The organism is Streptomyces violaceusniger Tu 4113, from assembly GCF_000147815.2.
GTDB lineage: Bacteria > Actinomycetota > Actinomycetes > Streptomycetales > Streptomycetaceae > Streptomyces > Streptomyces violaceusniger_A.
In genome coordinates, this window is record NC_015957.1 from 1,695,171 (window position 1) to 1,709,349 (window position 14,179).

General features: G+C 69.6%; 16 protein-coding genes. 4 read left to right on the forward strand and 12 right to left on the reverse strand.

The features are described 5' to 3' along the window. The first annotated feature begins 17 nt into the window (after positions 1–17). Complete coding sequence (locus STRVI_RS07585; RefSeq protein WP_014055044.1) at positions 18–248, forward strand: EF-hand domain-containing protein; 231 nt, start codon at positions 18–20, stop codon at positions 246–248. Positions 249–331: 83 nt separating this feature from the next. Here the strand turns inward: STRVI_RS07585 and STRVI_RS07590 are convergent, their stop codons facing one another. From STRVI_RS07590 to STRVI_RS52015, 8 genes are all read right to left on the reverse strand, one after another. Continuing rightward, positions 332–640 carry a hypothetical protein gene (locus STRVI_RS07590; RefSeq protein WP_014055045.1) on the reverse strand — a complete coding sequence of 103 codons (309 nt, stop codon included), beginning with the start codon at positions 638–640 and terminating at the stop codon, positions 332–334. Positions 641–686: 46 nt separating this feature from the next. Continuing rightward, on the reverse strand, positions 687–1,355 hold the full coding sequence (locus tag STRVI_RS07595; protein ID WP_014055046.1) for a glycoside hydrolase family 25 protein: 669 nt from the start codon (positions 1,353–1,355) through the stop codon (positions 687–689). Between the two features lie 238 nt (positions 1,356–1,593). Then, on the reverse strand, positions 1,594–2,430 hold the full coding sequence (locus STRVI_RS07600; RefSeq protein WP_014055047.1) for a YhjD/YihY/BrkB family envelope integrity protein: 837 nt from the start codon (positions 2,428–2,430) through the stop codon (positions 1,594–1,596). A gap of 17 nt (positions 2,431–2,447) precedes the next feature. Further along, positions 2,448–3,848 carry a hypothetical protein gene (locus STRVI_RS07605; RefSeq protein WP_014055048.1) on the reverse strand — a complete coding sequence of 467 codons (1,401 nt, stop codon included), beginning with the start codon at positions 3,846–3,848 and terminating at the stop codon, positions 2,448–2,450. Positions 3,849–4,109: 261 nt separating this feature from the next. After that, positions 4,110–4,565 carry a hypothetical protein gene (locus STRVI_RS52010; protein WP_150112882.1) on the reverse strand — a complete coding sequence of 152 codons (456 nt, stop codon included), beginning with the start codon at positions 4,563–4,565 and terminating at the stop codon, positions 4,110–4,112. Positions 4,566–4,605: 40 nt separating this feature from the next. Further along, positions 4,606–4,869: a hypothetical protein gene (locus tag STRVI_RS07610; protein WP_014055049.1), complete on the reverse strand. Its 264-nt coding sequence runs from the start codon at positions 4,867–4,869 to the stop codon at positions 4,606–4,608. Next, the gene (locus tag STRVI_RS52525) at positions 4,866–5,027 is read right to left on the reverse strand and encodes a hypothetical protein (protein WP_014055050.1); all 162 of its coding nucleotides are present in this window, start codon (positions 5,025–5,027) and stop codon (positions 4,866–4,868) included. The genes STRVI_RS07610 and STRVI_RS52525 overlap by 4 nt, the downstream gene beginning before the upstream one ends. Positions 5,028–5,030: 3 nt before the next feature. Next, positions 5,031–5,270, reverse strand: coding sequence for a hypothetical protein (locus STRVI_RS52015; RefSeq protein ID WP_014055051.1), 240 nt, complete (start codon positions 5,268–5,270; stop codon positions 5,031–5,033). Positions 5,271–5,403: 133 nt separating this feature from the next. On the opposite strand from STRVI_RS52015, the gene STRVI_RS07615 reads away from it, so the two are divergent. Both STRVI_RS07615 and STRVI_RS47555 read left to right on the forward strand, forming a co-directional pair. Next, positions 5,404–6,228 (forward strand): helix-turn-helix domain-containing protein, encoded by an 825-nt coding sequence (locus STRVI_RS07615; protein WP_014055052.1) that lies wholly within the window; start codon positions 5,404–5,406, stop codon positions 6,226–6,228. Then, positions 6,225–6,464, forward strand: a complete 240-nt coding sequence (locus tag STRVI_RS47555; RefSeq protein ID WP_014055053.1) for a DUF397 domain-containing protein — start codon at positions 6,225–6,227, stop codon at positions 6,462–6,464. The genes STRVI_RS07615 and STRVI_RS47555 overlap by 4 nt, the downstream gene beginning before the upstream one ends. On the opposite strand, the gene STRVI_RS07620 is transcribed toward STRVI_RS47555, so the two are convergent. Both STRVI_RS07620 and STRVI_RS07625 read right to left on the reverse strand, forming a co-directional pair. Continuing rightward, positions 6,451–6,732, reverse strand: a complete 282-nt coding sequence (locus STRVI_RS07620; protein WP_251982572.1) for a DNA-binding protein — start codon at positions 6,730–6,732, stop codon at positions 6,451–6,453. The two genes, STRVI_RS47555 and STRVI_RS07620, sit on opposite strands and share 14 nt — an antisense overlap. Further along, positions 6,701–11,869 carry a DUF6531 domain-containing protein gene (locus STRVI_RS07625; protein ID WP_150112883.1) on the reverse strand — a complete coding sequence of 1,723 codons (5,169 nt, stop codon included), beginning with the start codon at positions 11,867–11,869 and terminating at the stop codon, positions 6,701–6,703. The genes STRVI_RS07620 and STRVI_RS07625 overlap by 32 nt, the downstream gene beginning before the upstream one ends. A 192-nt stretch (positions 11,870–12,061) precedes the next feature. Between STRVI_RS07625 and STRVI_RS07630 the strand changes: the two genes are divergently transcribed. Continuing rightward, a complete protein-coding gene (locus STRVI_RS07630; protein ID WP_014055056.1) occupies positions 12,062–12,628 on the forward strand; it encodes a Uma2 family endonuclease in 567 nt (188 codons plus the stop codon). On the opposite strand, the gene STRVI_RS07635 is transcribed toward STRVI_RS07630, so the two are convergent. Further along, positions 12,619–13,512 carry an RNA polymerase sigma-70 factor gene (locus STRVI_RS07635; RefSeq protein WP_014055057.1) on the reverse strand — a complete coding sequence of 298 codons (894 nt, stop codon included), beginning with the start codon at positions 13,510–13,512 and terminating at the stop codon, positions 12,619–12,621. The two genes, STRVI_RS07630 and STRVI_RS07635, sit on opposite strands and share 10 nt — an antisense overlap. Next, a complete protein-coding gene (locus STRVI_RS07640; RefSeq protein WP_014055058.1) occupies positions 13,509–14,066 on the reverse strand; it encodes a carboxymuconolactone decarboxylase family protein in 558 nt (185 codons plus the stop codon). The genes STRVI_RS07635 and STRVI_RS07640 overlap by 4 nt, the downstream gene beginning before the upstream one ends. Between the last annotated feature and the right edge of the window lie 113 nt (positions 14,067–14,179).

The following is a 14,179-nucleotide window of genomic DNA, read 5'->3' on the forward strand; positions in this document are numbered from 1 at the left end:
CGGAAGGGGCGGAACAGGTGGCGGATATCGAGGCGGCGCGCAAGGCGTTCGAGCGGTATGACCTCAACGGTGACGGCCAGATCACCGCGGCCGAGTACAAGAGCGTGATGGCGCAGCTGGGGGACCCGTATGTCACGGAGCCCGTCGCCCAGGCCGTCATCAACGCCCACGACGCCAACGGTGACGGGCTGCTCACCTTCGACGAGTTCTGGGCGGCCCAGAACAAGGACGGCAGCAAGACCGGCTGAACGGGCCGCACGGCGGCTCCCAGCCGCATGGCGGCAACGGGCCGCGTGGCAGCAACGGGCCGCATGGCGGCACGGCCGGCGCGTCAGCGCCAGCCGCGCCGCTGTGCGCTCGCCCGCCGTCTGCGGTCGTTGCACAGCAGACAGCGGCCGTACCCGGGCGGCAGCGGGTCCTCCGGATCCCCGTACAGCGGATCGACGGCCCCGCGGGGATGCTCGGCACAGCCCGTGGCACCGCGCTCGGCGGTCAGCGACCCCGCGGCGGCGAGCGCCCGGCGCAGGGCATCGGTGAGCAGCTCGGTCTCCGGCCCGGAGGGCGCGGCATCCAGCGAGAAGGCGATGTCCGACGCGGTGGTGAGCGCGCTGCGGAGTTCGCGCAGGTCTGCGTAACTCATACCGGGCAGCGTAGGCGCACCCACCGACAACGCCCCGAGGCCCCGGTCAGGACCCGCCCTCCCGCGCCTCCTCGCCACTCTCCGCCGCGCCCGCGTCGTCCACACCCTCCGCGATGTGGACGTCCTCGGCGTCCTCCGTCTCCTCCGCGGTGAGCGCCGCCCGGCTGGGATCGGCCCATGCCTGCAGCGCGGCCTTGCTGGAGAAGTTCGCCACGTCCTTGTCCAGCGGGCTGTCGGTGTACTGGTGGATCCGCCACTTGGCCTTGATGCGCGGCTTGCCCACCGTCACATAGTCCGCTATCCACAGGCCGTCCCCGGCGTAGGACGTGGTGTCGTAGTTGAGCCAGAAGCTCCGGTTGCAGTAGAGCATCACGCGGTGCGTGGGACGCAGCTTCTTGACCTCGCGGATGAACCGGTCCTTCTCGGCGTTGCTGGCGCGGGTGCCGGAACCGGTGGTCTCCCAGTCCACGGCGAGCAGATCGTGCTTCTGGGACGCGCACTTCTCGACGAAGTACTGCGCCTGCGCCGTGATGTTGCCCGGCCACAGGAAGTGGTAGAAGCCGACGACGCATCCGGCCTTCCGTGCCCGGGACGCCTGCGAGGTCTGCTTCGGGTTGATGTACGACCGTCCTTCGGTGGCCTTGATGAAGACGAAGGCCAGCCCATCCGTGTCGAAGGTGGACTGGTGCGAACTCACGTCGATGCCGTGCAGCATGGTGCCTACCTCGGGTCAAGAACGAGTGGATACACGGGTGTTATTCCCCCTCTCGTACGGAGGACCCTACTGGGACGAGATCGCGGTCCGCAGGCGTTCGGGTCCACGCCGGGGGAGCGTGCACGCCGAGGGAACGGGCGCGCCGGAGGAACGGGTGGGTCCGCACGGCCTCGGTCTTCCGGCTGTCCGTCGACGGTCGAGCGACCACGACTCGGCGGCGTCCAGTTCGAGGCGGCCTTCAGTGGCGCTCCCGGTCCCGGAGCGGGCGGATTGTCCGTGCGTACCAGGCCGACGAGGCCACCGCCGGTCCGACCGCGAGACCGGCCACGGCGATGAGAAAGACGACGATCAGCCAGGTCAGAAGCGTGAAAACGGGGCCGAGCGGGCCGAAGTCGGCCAGGCTGCGGGCCATGGCCACGGGCATGAGCAGCCGGGAGAGGTAACCCAGCAGGACGGTCCCCGCACCGGCGAGCACGGCGCCCGGCAGCAGGTATGTCCAGGTGACGCGGCCGCTCAGCAGGAGATGCTGGGTCCACCACCACAGCAGGACGGCCGACAGCAGGGACAGCACCAGTCCGGAGACGATGCCCGTGCCGAACCCTCTGCGCAGCGGAGCCTGGACGAGGAGCACCGTGAGCCAGACGAGCAGCCACAGCAGCCAGCGCCACGCCGCCACCCGCACCGCCGCCCTGGGCAGTCCCCAGCACCGTTCGCAGACCGCCTGGAGCGCCCTGCTGAACGCCGTCGCGGACACCAGGGTGACCAGCAGTCCGACGGCCCCCGAAGGGCTCTTGGCCGTTCCCGGGCCGGTGAACGTACGGCGCACCTCGTCCAGGACGTCACCGCGCACGCCCACCACCGAGCGCAGGGAGTCGGCCAGGAGGTTCTGCAGCGTGTCGGGGACGAAGGCCGCCACCGCCATCAGCAGGGGCAGAGCGGTGAGGAACGCCTGGGCCGCCAGCCGGGTGGCGGCTTCCAGCACGTTCACCGCCACCAGGCGCTCCAGGAACCGGGCGGCCGGGCCGCCGCCGATCGCGGTCGTGACCCGCTCCCACAGTGTCCGCAGCGCCCGCACGGCATACCACCCGGCCGTCAGGGACTTCCGTGACGGCCACCCGCCGCGGGACCGTCGGCCGTGGGGCCGTTCGCCGTGGGGCCGGACACCGTGGGGCCGTTCGCCGTGGGGCCACCAGCCGTGGGGCCGGACGCTCCGGCGATGACACCGAGCAGCGCCAGGACCCCCACGACGATGCCGAGGACGAGCCCCACGGACGCCGGAGTGGGGTGGTTCCACAGCACCAGGGCCAGCGCGCCGCCCGTGATCGCCACGCCGGTGATCCAGGCCCGGTGGGTGTCCAGCCAGCGGCCGAAGCCCCCGGTGCGGGCTCCGACGCGGGCCAGGCCCCGGCCGATGGCGCCGGTGCCGCGCGCCGCCGCCGAGCGGACGGCGCGGGCCCCGCGCCCGGGGCCGTACAGATACGCGGCGAGCGCGGTGACGACCGCGACGACGAGAAGCGTGCGGGTGCTTTCGCGCAGGAAGCGGACGAGGGTGTCGAAGATGAAGGCCGCCGGGCCCCGGGGCAGGGTCGCGGGCGGGACGGAGTCCAGGTAGACGCCGCGCACCACGGCCAGGCCCACCAGTAGCGCGACCATCATCACCGCCGTGCCGATCCCGGCGGCCAGCAGCGTGAGCCGATGCGCGGGGGAGAGCCACACGGCGAGCGCGGCGAGCACGATCGTCACGGCGGGCAGCCAGGTGCCGACGATGTCGAGGAGGCGCATCGCGCCTTGCGCCTCGTCCAGCTTGTCCGTCCGCACCAGCGTGAACTGCCGGTCGATGTAAGGGATCTTGGCGGCCTTCTCGTAGCCCGCCCGGACGAGGCGCTGTTTGACGTTGTCGACAAGGGTGCCGATGTCCAGGACGATCGCGTTCCCGCGGGCCTGGACCGCGCTGGTGCCCTCACCGGTGAGGACCTTGACGACGGCGGCGTGGGCGCGGCGGTTGGCGGCGTCCCACACCAACGGGAACTGATCGCTGGCGATCGCCTTGTGGACCACGCGGTGCACGGCGTCGGTGAGGGCGCTCTCCAGCGGCCCACCGAGCATTTTGGTGCCGTCCACGACGACGGACGGGGCTCCGGTCTTGTCCAGGTTCCTGGCGAGCTGGGCGGTGATGGCGGGCACGTCGACCCGGTCGACCACGCGTCGGGTGAGCCGGTTGGTGACGGTGGACTGGACGCCGGGGTTCCTGGCGATCGGGGCGACGGTCTGGACATACCGGTGGGGGTCGGTGATCTCCTCGTGCAGCCAGGTGGCGACGACGGCGAGCGGGGAGAGCAGGACCGCCAGCACGAGCAGCACACCCGCGCCCGCGTGGCGAAGCCGCCGGTGGCGTACGGCCGCGGCCCCGCGCAGCCGCTCGTACTCCCGTCGTTCGCTCCCGCTCAGCGGGTGGGGCCCGGCGGGGCCGGAGGCATCGGCGGACGGATCCATGGGTCCTCCCTCGCGCGGGACGTGAGGGAAGTGCCGCCGGACGCAGGCGCCACCGGAGAGTGGCGTGGTCACGGCGCTGATCACCCCGGCGGGCGGCGCATCTCCTCGATCCGCGGTCCGAGGTTCTGGAAACGCGGCGACGGGCTGTTTCGATTCACGGCCGGGAGCCGGAAGCCGACGTGGGGGTGGGGAGGAGCGGTGGTGCGGTGGCGTGGTGGCGAGCCCGCCGCGGGGTACCCGTGGGATCGCACCTACCGGCGCTCACACCCCCTGCCCCCGGGAGGTCACATGACGTCGGCGGCACCCTGGACGGCACGCCTCGCCCTGGTCGCGGGCGTCATGGCGGTGGTGATCCTTCTCCTGTTCGCCGGGGCGCGGAGTGTGGTGCTGGTCGCGGTGGGGGTGGCCGGGACGGCGGTCACGCTGGCGGGCGTGTGGTGGATGCTCGTCCACAGAGGGCCGGTCAGGGCGCTGGCCGCCGTGCTGGCGGTGGCGGCACCGGTCGCCGTCCTGGTCCTCTACGCGCTGGCCGGACTGCTGTGGGTGGTGCTGGTCTCCCTCGCGCTCTGGGCGCTGGCGGTCGCCTCGGGGCGGTTCGCGCTGGCGGGAGAGACCGGGCCCCGGCACCCGAGGGAACGCCGGGTCGCACCGCCCGGGGGTACCGATCGGCAGACCGGCCATGGACTGGCGCAGGGTGCGGCGACTGGCGCTGACCACCGTCAGGACGGCGGCGGGGCGCGGACCGCGCTGATCATGGTCATCGCGCGTGCAGGTGTTGCGCGCCGCCCTCCCCGTCCGCCGGTAAACGGAGGGCCCCGGCGTCGGCCGTCCACTCGACCCCGCCTCGCTCCGGCCGGAGGAACGCGACGCGATCGCTGGACATCCGGTGGTCGAAGCACAATTCGGCGACGCCGTGCACCGCCTGCACCACGCCGGTACGGCCACTGGCCGGGTCGTACGCCACCTGGCCGGGGGTGGGCACTGGACGGTTGGGCTGTGGCTGATGGAACTGGTGGTTCATGTGGCTCGTCCTTCGGGCTGCCGGGGGATGTGGACGGTGTGGGCGGGGTGGCGTCGGCGCAGTACCTCGTAGTCGGTGGCCTTGCTGTAGTCCCCGGCTCGTTTGGCCTGTTCGTGCAGTGCCGCGTAGTGGCGGCAGGTGGGGCAGACGTCGTTCAACGGTCACTCTCCGGTGGGCGCGGGTGTGGGTGTGGGTGAGAGGCAGGGCGGCTGGTGGCGCCGTGCGAGGTCTTCGGGGAGCGCCCCGCAGAAGAGGACGTCCGGAGTCCCTCCCAGCGACGGCACGGCCGGGCCCGCCGAACTCCAGCCACGTCGCCGCGCCACTTCCCGCATCTCGCGGGTGACCCGGTCCGCGACGCGATGTCGGGTGGATTCGGTGATGTGTTCGGAGGGAAACACCATGGGGGGTTCTTCCTGACCTGGATGTGTCTTGCGAGCTTTAATCACTCTGTGTACTCCCAGCGTTGCCCTGCGGGGCAGTGCGCAACAGGGATCGGGGCACACCAAGAGGCTTGGGGTGAGGGGAGAACCACAGGTGAGTGAGGCCAAGGAAGGCCAGGAACCGTCCAGCGGAGCGGCGTTTTTAGGAGCCGAGGTACGGACCTGGCGGATGCAGGCGGAGCTGAGCCAACGGGAGTTGGGCTTGAAGGCCAACTACGGGCAGCAGTATGTGGCCAAGGTGGAGGCGGGGGAGCGCTTGGCCAGCCCCGAGTTCGCCGACGCGTGCGATCGGGTCTTCGGCACGCCGGGCATGTTCGCGCGCCTGCGGAAGCGGGCCGGTCAGCATGGCTATCCGGACTGGTTCGTGCCTTACGTGCAGTTGGAGCGGCAGGCGACGGGCATCCTGGACTACTCGGCGACGCTCATCATGGGCATGCTGCAAACGCCCGAGTACGCGCGAGCGGTGTTCCGGTCCGCACATCCTCGGGATACCGCCGACCAGATCGACGCAAGGGTGACCAGACGATTGCAGCGACGAGAGGTGATGGAGCGGGATGCGCCCCCGTTGCTGTGGTGCGTCCTGAGTGAGGCGTGTCTACGCATTGAGGTGGGAGGAAGGGAAGTGATGCGCGCCCAACTAGCCCACTTCCTAGCTGAAGCAGAGTCTCCGCACATCACACTTCAGGTGCTGCCGCTTTCGGCCGGAGCACCTCCGGTGCCGGGAAGCTTCACCCTTCTGACGTTCGACGATGGACCGAGCATTGTGTACGCAGATACAGCCATGGCAGGCCAGACGATCGATTCACCGGCAGAAGTGGAGCTCGCGACTGCCAGGTACGATCGAATCAGGGCTTCGGCTTTGTCGCCGGACGATTCGCTGGCCGTGATCCGCAGACTGATGGAGGACTACACACGATGAACACCGCCCTCGACCTGTCCGGTGCTGAATGGGTCAAGTCCAGCTACAGCAGCGGCGACGAAGGTCAGTGCGTGGAATTCGCGCCCTCCATAGCCGCCACTGCCGGTGTCGTCCCCGTCCGGGACAGCAAACACCCGGCAGGCCCGGCCCTCGTATTCCCGGTGGAGGCGTGGGACACGTTCACGACCGCTCTGCGAACCGGAGGATTCCCACGCTTCTCTCTTATTGTTCCCTGAACTCGCGCAGCCACTCCAAGTAGTCTTCTGTGCTGTGCAGGTAGGTTGTCGGGTCAGACTTGAGGTCTGCCCCGCTCAGGCGGTCAAGCGCTTGCCAGATATCGGCGTCCAGTAGGTCCGGGGCGTCGCCCTGCATTGTGGAAGTCGCCCACTCGGAGACGTCCTCCGGGGAGGTGGCGCCTTCGGTAAGTGCCGTGAGTCTTTCGATGATTTCATTCCTCAAGTTCATGGGATCCTTAAAACGTTCCTGTGAGATTTCCGGTGCCATCGAACAGATAATGCACCTTTTTCCCGCCCGTGAATTTTACATCGGGCCTTGTAATGCGCACCCTTCCGCTGTGATCCAGTGATTCGTGCCAAATGCGAGTGGAGTCAGTTGCGGGATCCCACTCTCGGACGAGTCGGCGTCCCATTATTTCGCCCTCCTTCGTTGCGGGTGTTATCTTTCCGTAGAAGCGGAATCTTCCGCTTTCTAGTTCCCTGTAACCGGCCTTCCCGTATTTTTGGGCTTGTTCATAGAAGCGCTTGAGTCGAGCGTGTTCAGCGGGGTTGCCGGCCCAATTATGGTTGCCGCCTGGACAGGGGGATAGTCCTAGGGGATCGAACCAGGTGTTGGGGTTGTGGCTGTAGGTCGCTGGATTGGGGGCGGGGGACAGACCTAGAGGGTCGGGAGAGAGATAGCGGGCGGAATCAGGGTCGTAGTAGCGGTGGAAATTGTAGTGGAGCCCGGTTTCGGGGTCGAAGTATTGGCCGGGGAAGCGGAGAGGCGTATAGGCCGTGCTGTCGGAGGCCCAGGTGGTGGTGCCCCAGAGGGTGGAGCGGGTGCGCCAGGCGATGGTGCCCGAATCGTCGACGAGTTCGGTGGGGGTGCCGACCAGGTCGGTGACGATTGCGAAGAAGCGGGCGTCGATCTCGCGTTGGGTGGTGGCTTCGGTGACGCGCTCGGTCTGGGCTATGGGGTGAAGGCCCTCGTGGTCCCAGGTGAGGGTGACGGGATGGGGGAGGCCCGGGGTGGTGGTGGTTTGTTCTATGAGGGTGGGGCCGTCCCAGGTGAAATCCGTTTGCTCCAGGACGCTTTCGCCGTCGGCCGCCAGGCGTTGTTTGGCGGTGCGGCGGCCGAAGGGGTCGTAGAGGTAGCGCCAGACCGTGCCGTCCGGGGTGGTGACGGAGACGAGGCGGTCTTCGGCGTCCCAGGTGTAGCGCCAGGTGTCGGGTTTGCGGGACAGGCGGGTCTTTTGGCGGAGGGTGAGGCGGCCCGCCTCGTCGTGTTCGTAGCGGACCGAGCCCGCACCGGTGATGCGCGTGCCGGTGTAAGTGCGGGGGCCCGTCGCCTCCTGGGCGGGTTGTGTGCTCGGCCAGGCCGCGTGCGTTTGGTTGCCCGCCTCGTCGTAGGCGTAGGTCTCGGTCCAGCCGGGGGCGTGGACGGCGGTGACCCGGCCCACAACGTCGAGCTCGAAGGTACGTCGGCCCGACAGGTTGTCGTCCACCGCGATGAGGTGGTCGTCGGCTCGATAGTCGTACGTCCGGTGGTGGACATTGCTGGATGCGCCGGTCAGCGATTGCGTGGTCAGGCGGCCGAGCGGGTCCCAGGCGTTGGTGAGGGTGAGGGCGTCGCCGATATGGCGCGTGGTCTCGCGGCCCGCCGCGTCGTGTGCCGAGGCGAGGATGTGGTTCCCGGCGGTCAGGGTGGTGCGGTTGCCCGCCGCGTCATAGGCGTAGGTCGTGATCGCACCCGTGGGCGTGGTGCGGCGGGTGTGGCGGCCCAGGGGGTCGTAGGTGTGCGTCAGGACGCGGCCGTTCACCATTTCGGACGTCACCTGGCCCAGGCGGTCGCGCTGGTAGACGACCTCCGCGTCCGGATCGGCGGCCGAGGTAAGGAGCCCTGCGGGGTCGTAGGTGAAGGTTGTGGTGCGGTCGTCGGACGCTTTGCGTATCAGGCGGCCGACGATGTCGTACTCGTACGTGATGATCCGGCCCAGTGGATCGGTCCGGGCGGTGAGCTGGCCCGCTGCGTCGTAGGCGTACCGCACATTGCGGTCGTCGAAGTCCGTCTCCGTAACCAGGCGGCCCGCCAGGTCGTACTCGTAACTCCACCTCAGGCCCTGAGGATTGGTGACCCTCGTCAGCCGCAGCGCCGCGTCATGCTCGAACTCGTAGCGGACGCCGTCCGGGCCGGTGCGGGCGGCCAGCAGGTCGAAGTGGGTGTACTCGTACACGGTCGTGCCGCCGACGGGGTCGGTGTGCGTGGTGCGGTTGCCCTCGCCGTCGTACGTCCAGGACTCCGCCGAGCCGTCCGGGCCGGTGCGGCGCAGGAGTTTGCCCTCCGGGCTCCAGTCGTAGCGGGTCACCGCGCCCAGCGGGTCGGTCTCGGCCACGACGCGGCCGAACGCGTCCCGCTGGTAGAAGCTCGTGGCTCCCAGCGGGTCGGTGATCTCGGCTGGGAGCCCGGCCTCGTCGCAGCGCACCCGGGTCGTCGCGCCCAGCGGGTCGGTGACGGCGAGCAGACCTCCGCGTGCGTCGTAGAGGTAGCGGGTGGTGGCGGCGAGGGGGTCGGTGAGGGTGGTGCGGTTGCCCGCCGTGTCGAAGGTCTGCCGCCATACCGCGCCGCCCGGATCGGTGATCTGCACCGGGTTGCCCTGTGCGTCGGGCACTGCGCTGATCTCGCTGCCGTCCGGCCGGATCACGGCCGTCAGATGCCCGTGCTCGTCGTAACGGAAGCCGGTGGTGCGGCCCAGCGGGTCGGTCTCGGCGACCGTACGGCCGGCCTGGTCGTACACCATGCGGCTGACCGCGCCGCCCGCGTCGATCTCCCCGACGACCTGGTGTGCCTCGTCGATCAGATAGCGGGTGACCGCACCGTCCGGTGAGGTCAGAGTCGTGACCTTCAGTCCGGGGAAGTCCGGGTCCACCCCGTCGTAGCCGATCCGGAGGGTGTAGTGGCCGCCCTCGCCGCCCTCGGCGACGACCCGGTCCTGCTCGTCGTAGGCGTAGGAGTACCAGCGGTTGTTGGTGTCGATCCAGGACGTGACCCGCCCGGCCCGGTCGTAGACGAAACGCAGCGGCAACCCCGAGGAGCCCGTCACTTCGGTGAGATGGCCGTCGGTGTAGCCGTAGCCCATCACCCGTACGTCCCCCACGTACAGGCCGGTGATCCGCTCGTTCTCCGACGTCAGCCGCAGCCGGTAGCCACCGCTGTGGAGGATTTCGAGGGGTGTGCCGGACGCGTCGTAGGCGAAGGTGATGCGGTTGCCGTTGCGGTCGGTGATCTCCCGCAGAAGCGCAAGCGCCTCGTCGCGGTACGGGGCGAAGGTACGGACGAGCCCGGCATCCGGGTCCGTGACGGTGTACGTACCGCCGTCCGCCGTCCGTGCCAGTGGCCACCGCGGTCCCTCCGCGGGCAGGACCGCGGTGCCGCCCGGCTCCGGATGCGGATAGGCCAGCAGCAGACCGTCCTCGGTGAAGAAGACCACGCCCTGCTCGTCGAACTCCAGCCGCTGGTCGGCCGTTGAGGCCCAGGTCGGGCCGAACCACCGCCCGGCGCGGTACCCGGAGTCCACCCGGCGGGAGAACACCAGCGGCAGCACACCCGGCAGCTCCACATCCGTCTGCGGCAGGAACATCCGCCCCGTCGCCACATCCACTGGATCGGTACGACCATGCCGCACCCGGTCCCAGGTACGGGAGAACACGCCCCGGCCACGGCTGCGGAGTGCGCCGCGCGCCCATTGCGTCGCCTCACGCGCCGCCAGCCTGGCCCCGACGCGTGAGGCGATCGGGGCCAGCGCGCGCGGGGCGAGGCCCATCAGCAGGGTCTCCGCCAGTCCGCCGCCCATGGCGAGTTCCAGCGGCAGCGCGTAGGGCATGGCGAACATGGCGAGGGTCAGGAGGAGGGGAAGGCCGATCTCGAGGAGCTTTTCCAGGAGGAAGCGGTCGGTGCCGAGGATGTCGTAGCCGGCGAGGGGGGCCTCGCCGTCGGCGATCGCCGACCAGCGGGACAGCAGCAGGACGCCGACGACCAGGGAGCCCGCGCAGACGGCGATCCGGAACTGGACCAGGGCGAGCGCCTCGCCCAGAGGGGACGCCCCCGCGGTCCGGTAGCCGCGTACGGCGGAGATCAGGCGCCACAGGGTCAGGACCAGCCCGGCCAGGCCGACACCGACCAGGATGCGCAGCCCGGTGCCCCCGGTGAAGTACTCCTGCAGATCCTTCGTGGACGGGAAGGAGCCCACCGCCAGATACAGCAGGGAGGGGACGGCCAGCAGCAGGCTGAGCACCAGAAGAACCTTCTCGTGGCGCGGCCAGCGGGGGCGCTGCTCCCGGGCCCGGCGCCACAACTGCCGGAAGGTCACGCCACGCCATGCCTCCTGACGGTGGGTCGCGTCCATACGGTGGGTCTGCTGGACGACCGACTCGCGCAGCGGCTCCAGCTTCTCCGCGCGGGTACGGGGGTGGGCCGTGGCGTACAGCAGCGCCCGGCGCTGCCGGGCGTAGCCCAGAGCGATGATCCAGGTGGCCGGGAGGCGCAACAGGGCGTACCCGAAGAGAGCTTCGGGGGCGGTCCGGCCCTGGCGTTCGGCAGCCAGCACAACATCAGGCTGGTGCCGCCGGCCCAGGCGGGACCGGCGCACATCCCAGATCCACGCGACGGCAAGGCACCCCAGGATGATCCACAGGCCCCACTCCCCGGCCAGCCTCTCCCGCCACTCCATCGCGGTGTGGTCGCTAGGGAAGGCCGCGGCGTAATTGGTCACCCAGTGGATCGCCACCGCCCCGGCCAGCGGCACCAGGGCCGCGACCCGGGTCAGGACGCGGGCACCACACCACAGCAAGCCCACCGCCAGCCCGCCGAGCGCGCTGGCGAAGATGTGCACCTCGTAGGGGAGTGTCGGACCCCCGACGTCGACGGTGCCGGTCGATGAGGGAAACCAACTGCCGAGGATCTGTCCGAGGCCGGGAACGTACGGGGGGTCGAACAGTCCCCCCGCGATCTGCCAGCCACCCTCATCCGTGGGAACGGCCTTACCCGCGGACTCGGCGTACATCAGAAGCTTTTCCAGCAGACCGAACCCCGCCCCGGCAGCGCCGCCCAGCACCACGAAGTCCGCCAGACCCCACTGCATCCGCCTGCGCAGTGCCCACCCCGCGACCAGGAGCGGTGCGATCTTGATCAGCTCCTCCACCACCGGAGCCGTCGTCCACGACACCACATCCATGACGCCCGACAGCGATTTCTCCCGCGCGGTCGCCAACTGACGTGCCACCACGAGTTCCAGGGCCATCGAGAGGACACCGCAGCCGTACGCACCCACCCCGAAGGCGAGCAGCACCGTCGGCCACCGCACCGTCCGCACCGGCCAGGACAGCAACAAGAGCTGCAACACAGCCCATACGGACGCAGCAGCCATCCAGAACGCCACGCCCGCAGCCCCCTCCGACGTTGTCAGTGATCCGTCACGCTAAGTCGAACAGCAGTGACATACAAGGGGGGGCCAAGCGGCCTGAGGCGAGGATCAGTGCGTCCCGAATACGAGGCGCCCACCCCGGTACGCTGAGGCCAGCGCCACCAGCCCCGTCGCACAGGTTCAGGGAGGTGAGTCATGACCGCCGAGATGGTCGCTCCCGCGTGGATGCACGAGCAGATCACGGCTGAGCAGTACGACTCCTGGTCCGAGGAGCAGTGCGCGGGCATTGAGGTCGTGGACGGGATGGTCGTGGTGAGCCCCAGCGCGTCGAAGCGGCCCAACCGCCTGGCTCGGATCCTTGCCAACGCCCTGGAAGACGCGGCAGGCCCCGACTGGAACGCCGATACCGACTTCGACGTCCGGTTCCAGGACGTGCCGCTCACCAATCGTCGTCCGGACGTGGTCGTGTATCGCGCGGAAACGATCGACATCACGCCCACCCGCCCCGAGCATGTACTGCTGGTGGCGGAGGTCGTGTCGCCCGGTTCGGAGACCACCGACCGCATCGTGAAGGTGGACCAGTACGCCAAGGCCGGAATCGCCTTCTACTGGCGGATCGAGCAGGCGGCCACCGGCGTCCCACTCGTCTACACCTACGTCCTCGACCCCGCGACGAAGACCTACCGGGAGGGAGACGTGTTCACCGGTGTGGTGAAGGTTGCGGCGCCGTTCCCGGTGCAGGTCGACCTCGGTCAGCTCTGATTGCTCGGACCTCGAGCGTCCGGACGGCTGGTCGGCGGCACATGGCGCAGTTTGTCCGGGTTGCGGATGATGCGGATCTGGGTGATGCGGGCGTTCTCGACCTCGGCGCAGGCGACGGTGTCCGGGCGGCCCGCGACCGTGAGCAGCAATCCCGGGCTGCCGTTGACGTCCACCGCGTGCACCCGGGGGTCGTCCATCGGCTGAGTGAGGACGGCGGCGAGGAAGCGGGCGACCTTTTCGGCGCCATGCTGCGGGCGGAGGGCGGCCTTGACCTTGCCGCCGCCGTCGCTCCACGCCGTGACGTCGGGGGCGAGCAGCTCCATCATCCGGTTGAGGTCGCCGCCGAGGCAGGCGGCCAGGAACTCATCGGTGACCTGACGCCGCACCTCGGCCGGTGTGTCGTAGCGCGGTCGGCGGGCCTGGACGTGTGATCTGGCCCGGTGGCCCACCTGCCGTACGGACGCCTCGCCGCGGTCCAGCATTCCGGCGATCTCCCTGAACGAGAAGCCGAAGACCTCCTTGAGTACGAAGACCGCTCGCTCCAGCGGGGAGAGCGTTTCGAGGACGACGAGCAGGGCGAGCGAGACCGACTCGGCCAGCTCCACCTCCTCGCCCGCGTCGGGCTGGGTGACCAGCGGCTCGGGCAGCCAGGGGCCGACGTACTGCTCGCGGGTGGCGGCGGCGGAAGTGAGCCGGTTGAGCGAGAGGTTGGTGACCGTACGGGCCAGATAGCCCACCGGGTTGTCCACCCGGGTGGTCACCTGACTGCAGCGCAGCCAGGCGTCCTGCACCATGTCCTCGGCGTCGGCGACGCTGCCGAGCATGCGGTAGGCGATGCCGAACAGCATGCGCCGGTGGCGCTCGAAGGTGGTCGCGTCGATCACGTCCGTGACGGTACCGCGCAGGTGTCCGAGAAGCCCTGGCTGGTCAGGCCGAAGGCGCTGTTGATGCGCGAGCGGTAGTTCTCCAGGGCGACCATGGCGGTGAGTTCGACGAAGGCGGCCTCGCCCAGCCGCTCGATCAGGGTGGCCGCGAGTTCGTCGGTGACGCGGGGTTCGGTTTCGGTCATCGCTTCGGCGTAGTCCAGGACGAGCAGTTCCAGCCCAGTGAAGGCGTCCTGGTGGTCGCGCCACCGCGGGACCTTGGAGATCTTGTCCATCGGGAGTCCGAGGGCGTCGGCCTCCCAGTGGCCGAAGTCCATGCACCACGAGCAGTTGATCCTGGCCGCCGCGGCCATGACGGCGAGGTGCTTGAGGCCCCGGTCGAGGCGGTTCCACTTGGCGGCGCCGCGCTCCTGCCGGACGTAGGAGAGGAGCACCCGCCCGTTGTGGCCGATGGCCAGGCCAGGGTCGAGCACCTTGCCGTAGGTGCGCCGGGAGTACCAGGCGCCGATGCGGTTGAGCAGCGTGCTGGGCGGAGTGAGCGAGATACGGGCCATGGCGGGTTTCTCCATCCTGTCGCGGCCGGGGTCGAAAGACCTTCCGCAGGTGCGACAGAACAGGCCGCCGGAGTGTGACATCCGGCGGGCACTCATCCGAAGCGGACGGATCC

Bases quoted from the DNA above. Each gene is read 5' to 3' on its own strand.
- STRVI_RS07590 (WP_014055045.1), bottom strand. From the start codon at position 640: ATGAGTTACGCAGACCTGCGCGAACTCCGCAGCGCGCTCACCACCGCG.
- STRVI_RS07595 (WP_014055046.1), bottom strand. From the start codon at position 1,355: ATGCTGCACGGCATCGACGTGAGTTCGCACCAGTCCACCTTCGACACG.
- STRVI_RS07605 (WP_014055048.1), bottom strand. From the start codon at position 3,848: ATGGATCCGTCCGCCGATGCCTCCGGCCCCGCCGGGCCCCACCCGCTG.
- STRVI_RS07610 (WP_014055049.1), bottom strand. From the start codon at position 4,869: ATGAACCACCAGTTCCATCAGCCACAGCCCAACCGTCCAGTGCCCACC.
- STRVI_RS52015 (WP_014055051.1), bottom strand. From the start codon at position 5,270: ATGGTGTTTCCCTCCGAACACATCACCGAATCCACCCGACATCGCGTC.
- STRVI_RS47555 (WP_014055053.1), top strand. From the start codon at position 6,225: ATGAACACCGCCCTCGACCTGTCCGGTGCTGAATGGGTCAAGTCCAGC.
- STRVI_RS07620 (WP_251982572.1), bottom strand. From the start codon at position 6,732: ATGGCACCGGAAATCTCACAGGAACGTTTTAAGGATCCCATGAACTTG.
- STRVI_RS07625 (WP_150112883.1), bottom strand. From the start codon at position 11,869: ATGGCTGCTGCGTCCGTATGGGCTGTGTTGCAGCTCTTGTTGCTGTCC.
- STRVI_RS07630 (WP_014055056.1), top strand. From the start codon at position 12,062: ATGACCGCCGAGATGGTCGCTCCCGCGTGGATGCACGAGCAGATCACG.
- STRVI_RS07640 (WP_014055058.1), bottom strand. From the start codon at position 14,066: ATGGCCCGTATCTCGCTCACTCCGCCCAGCACGCTGCTCAACCGCATC.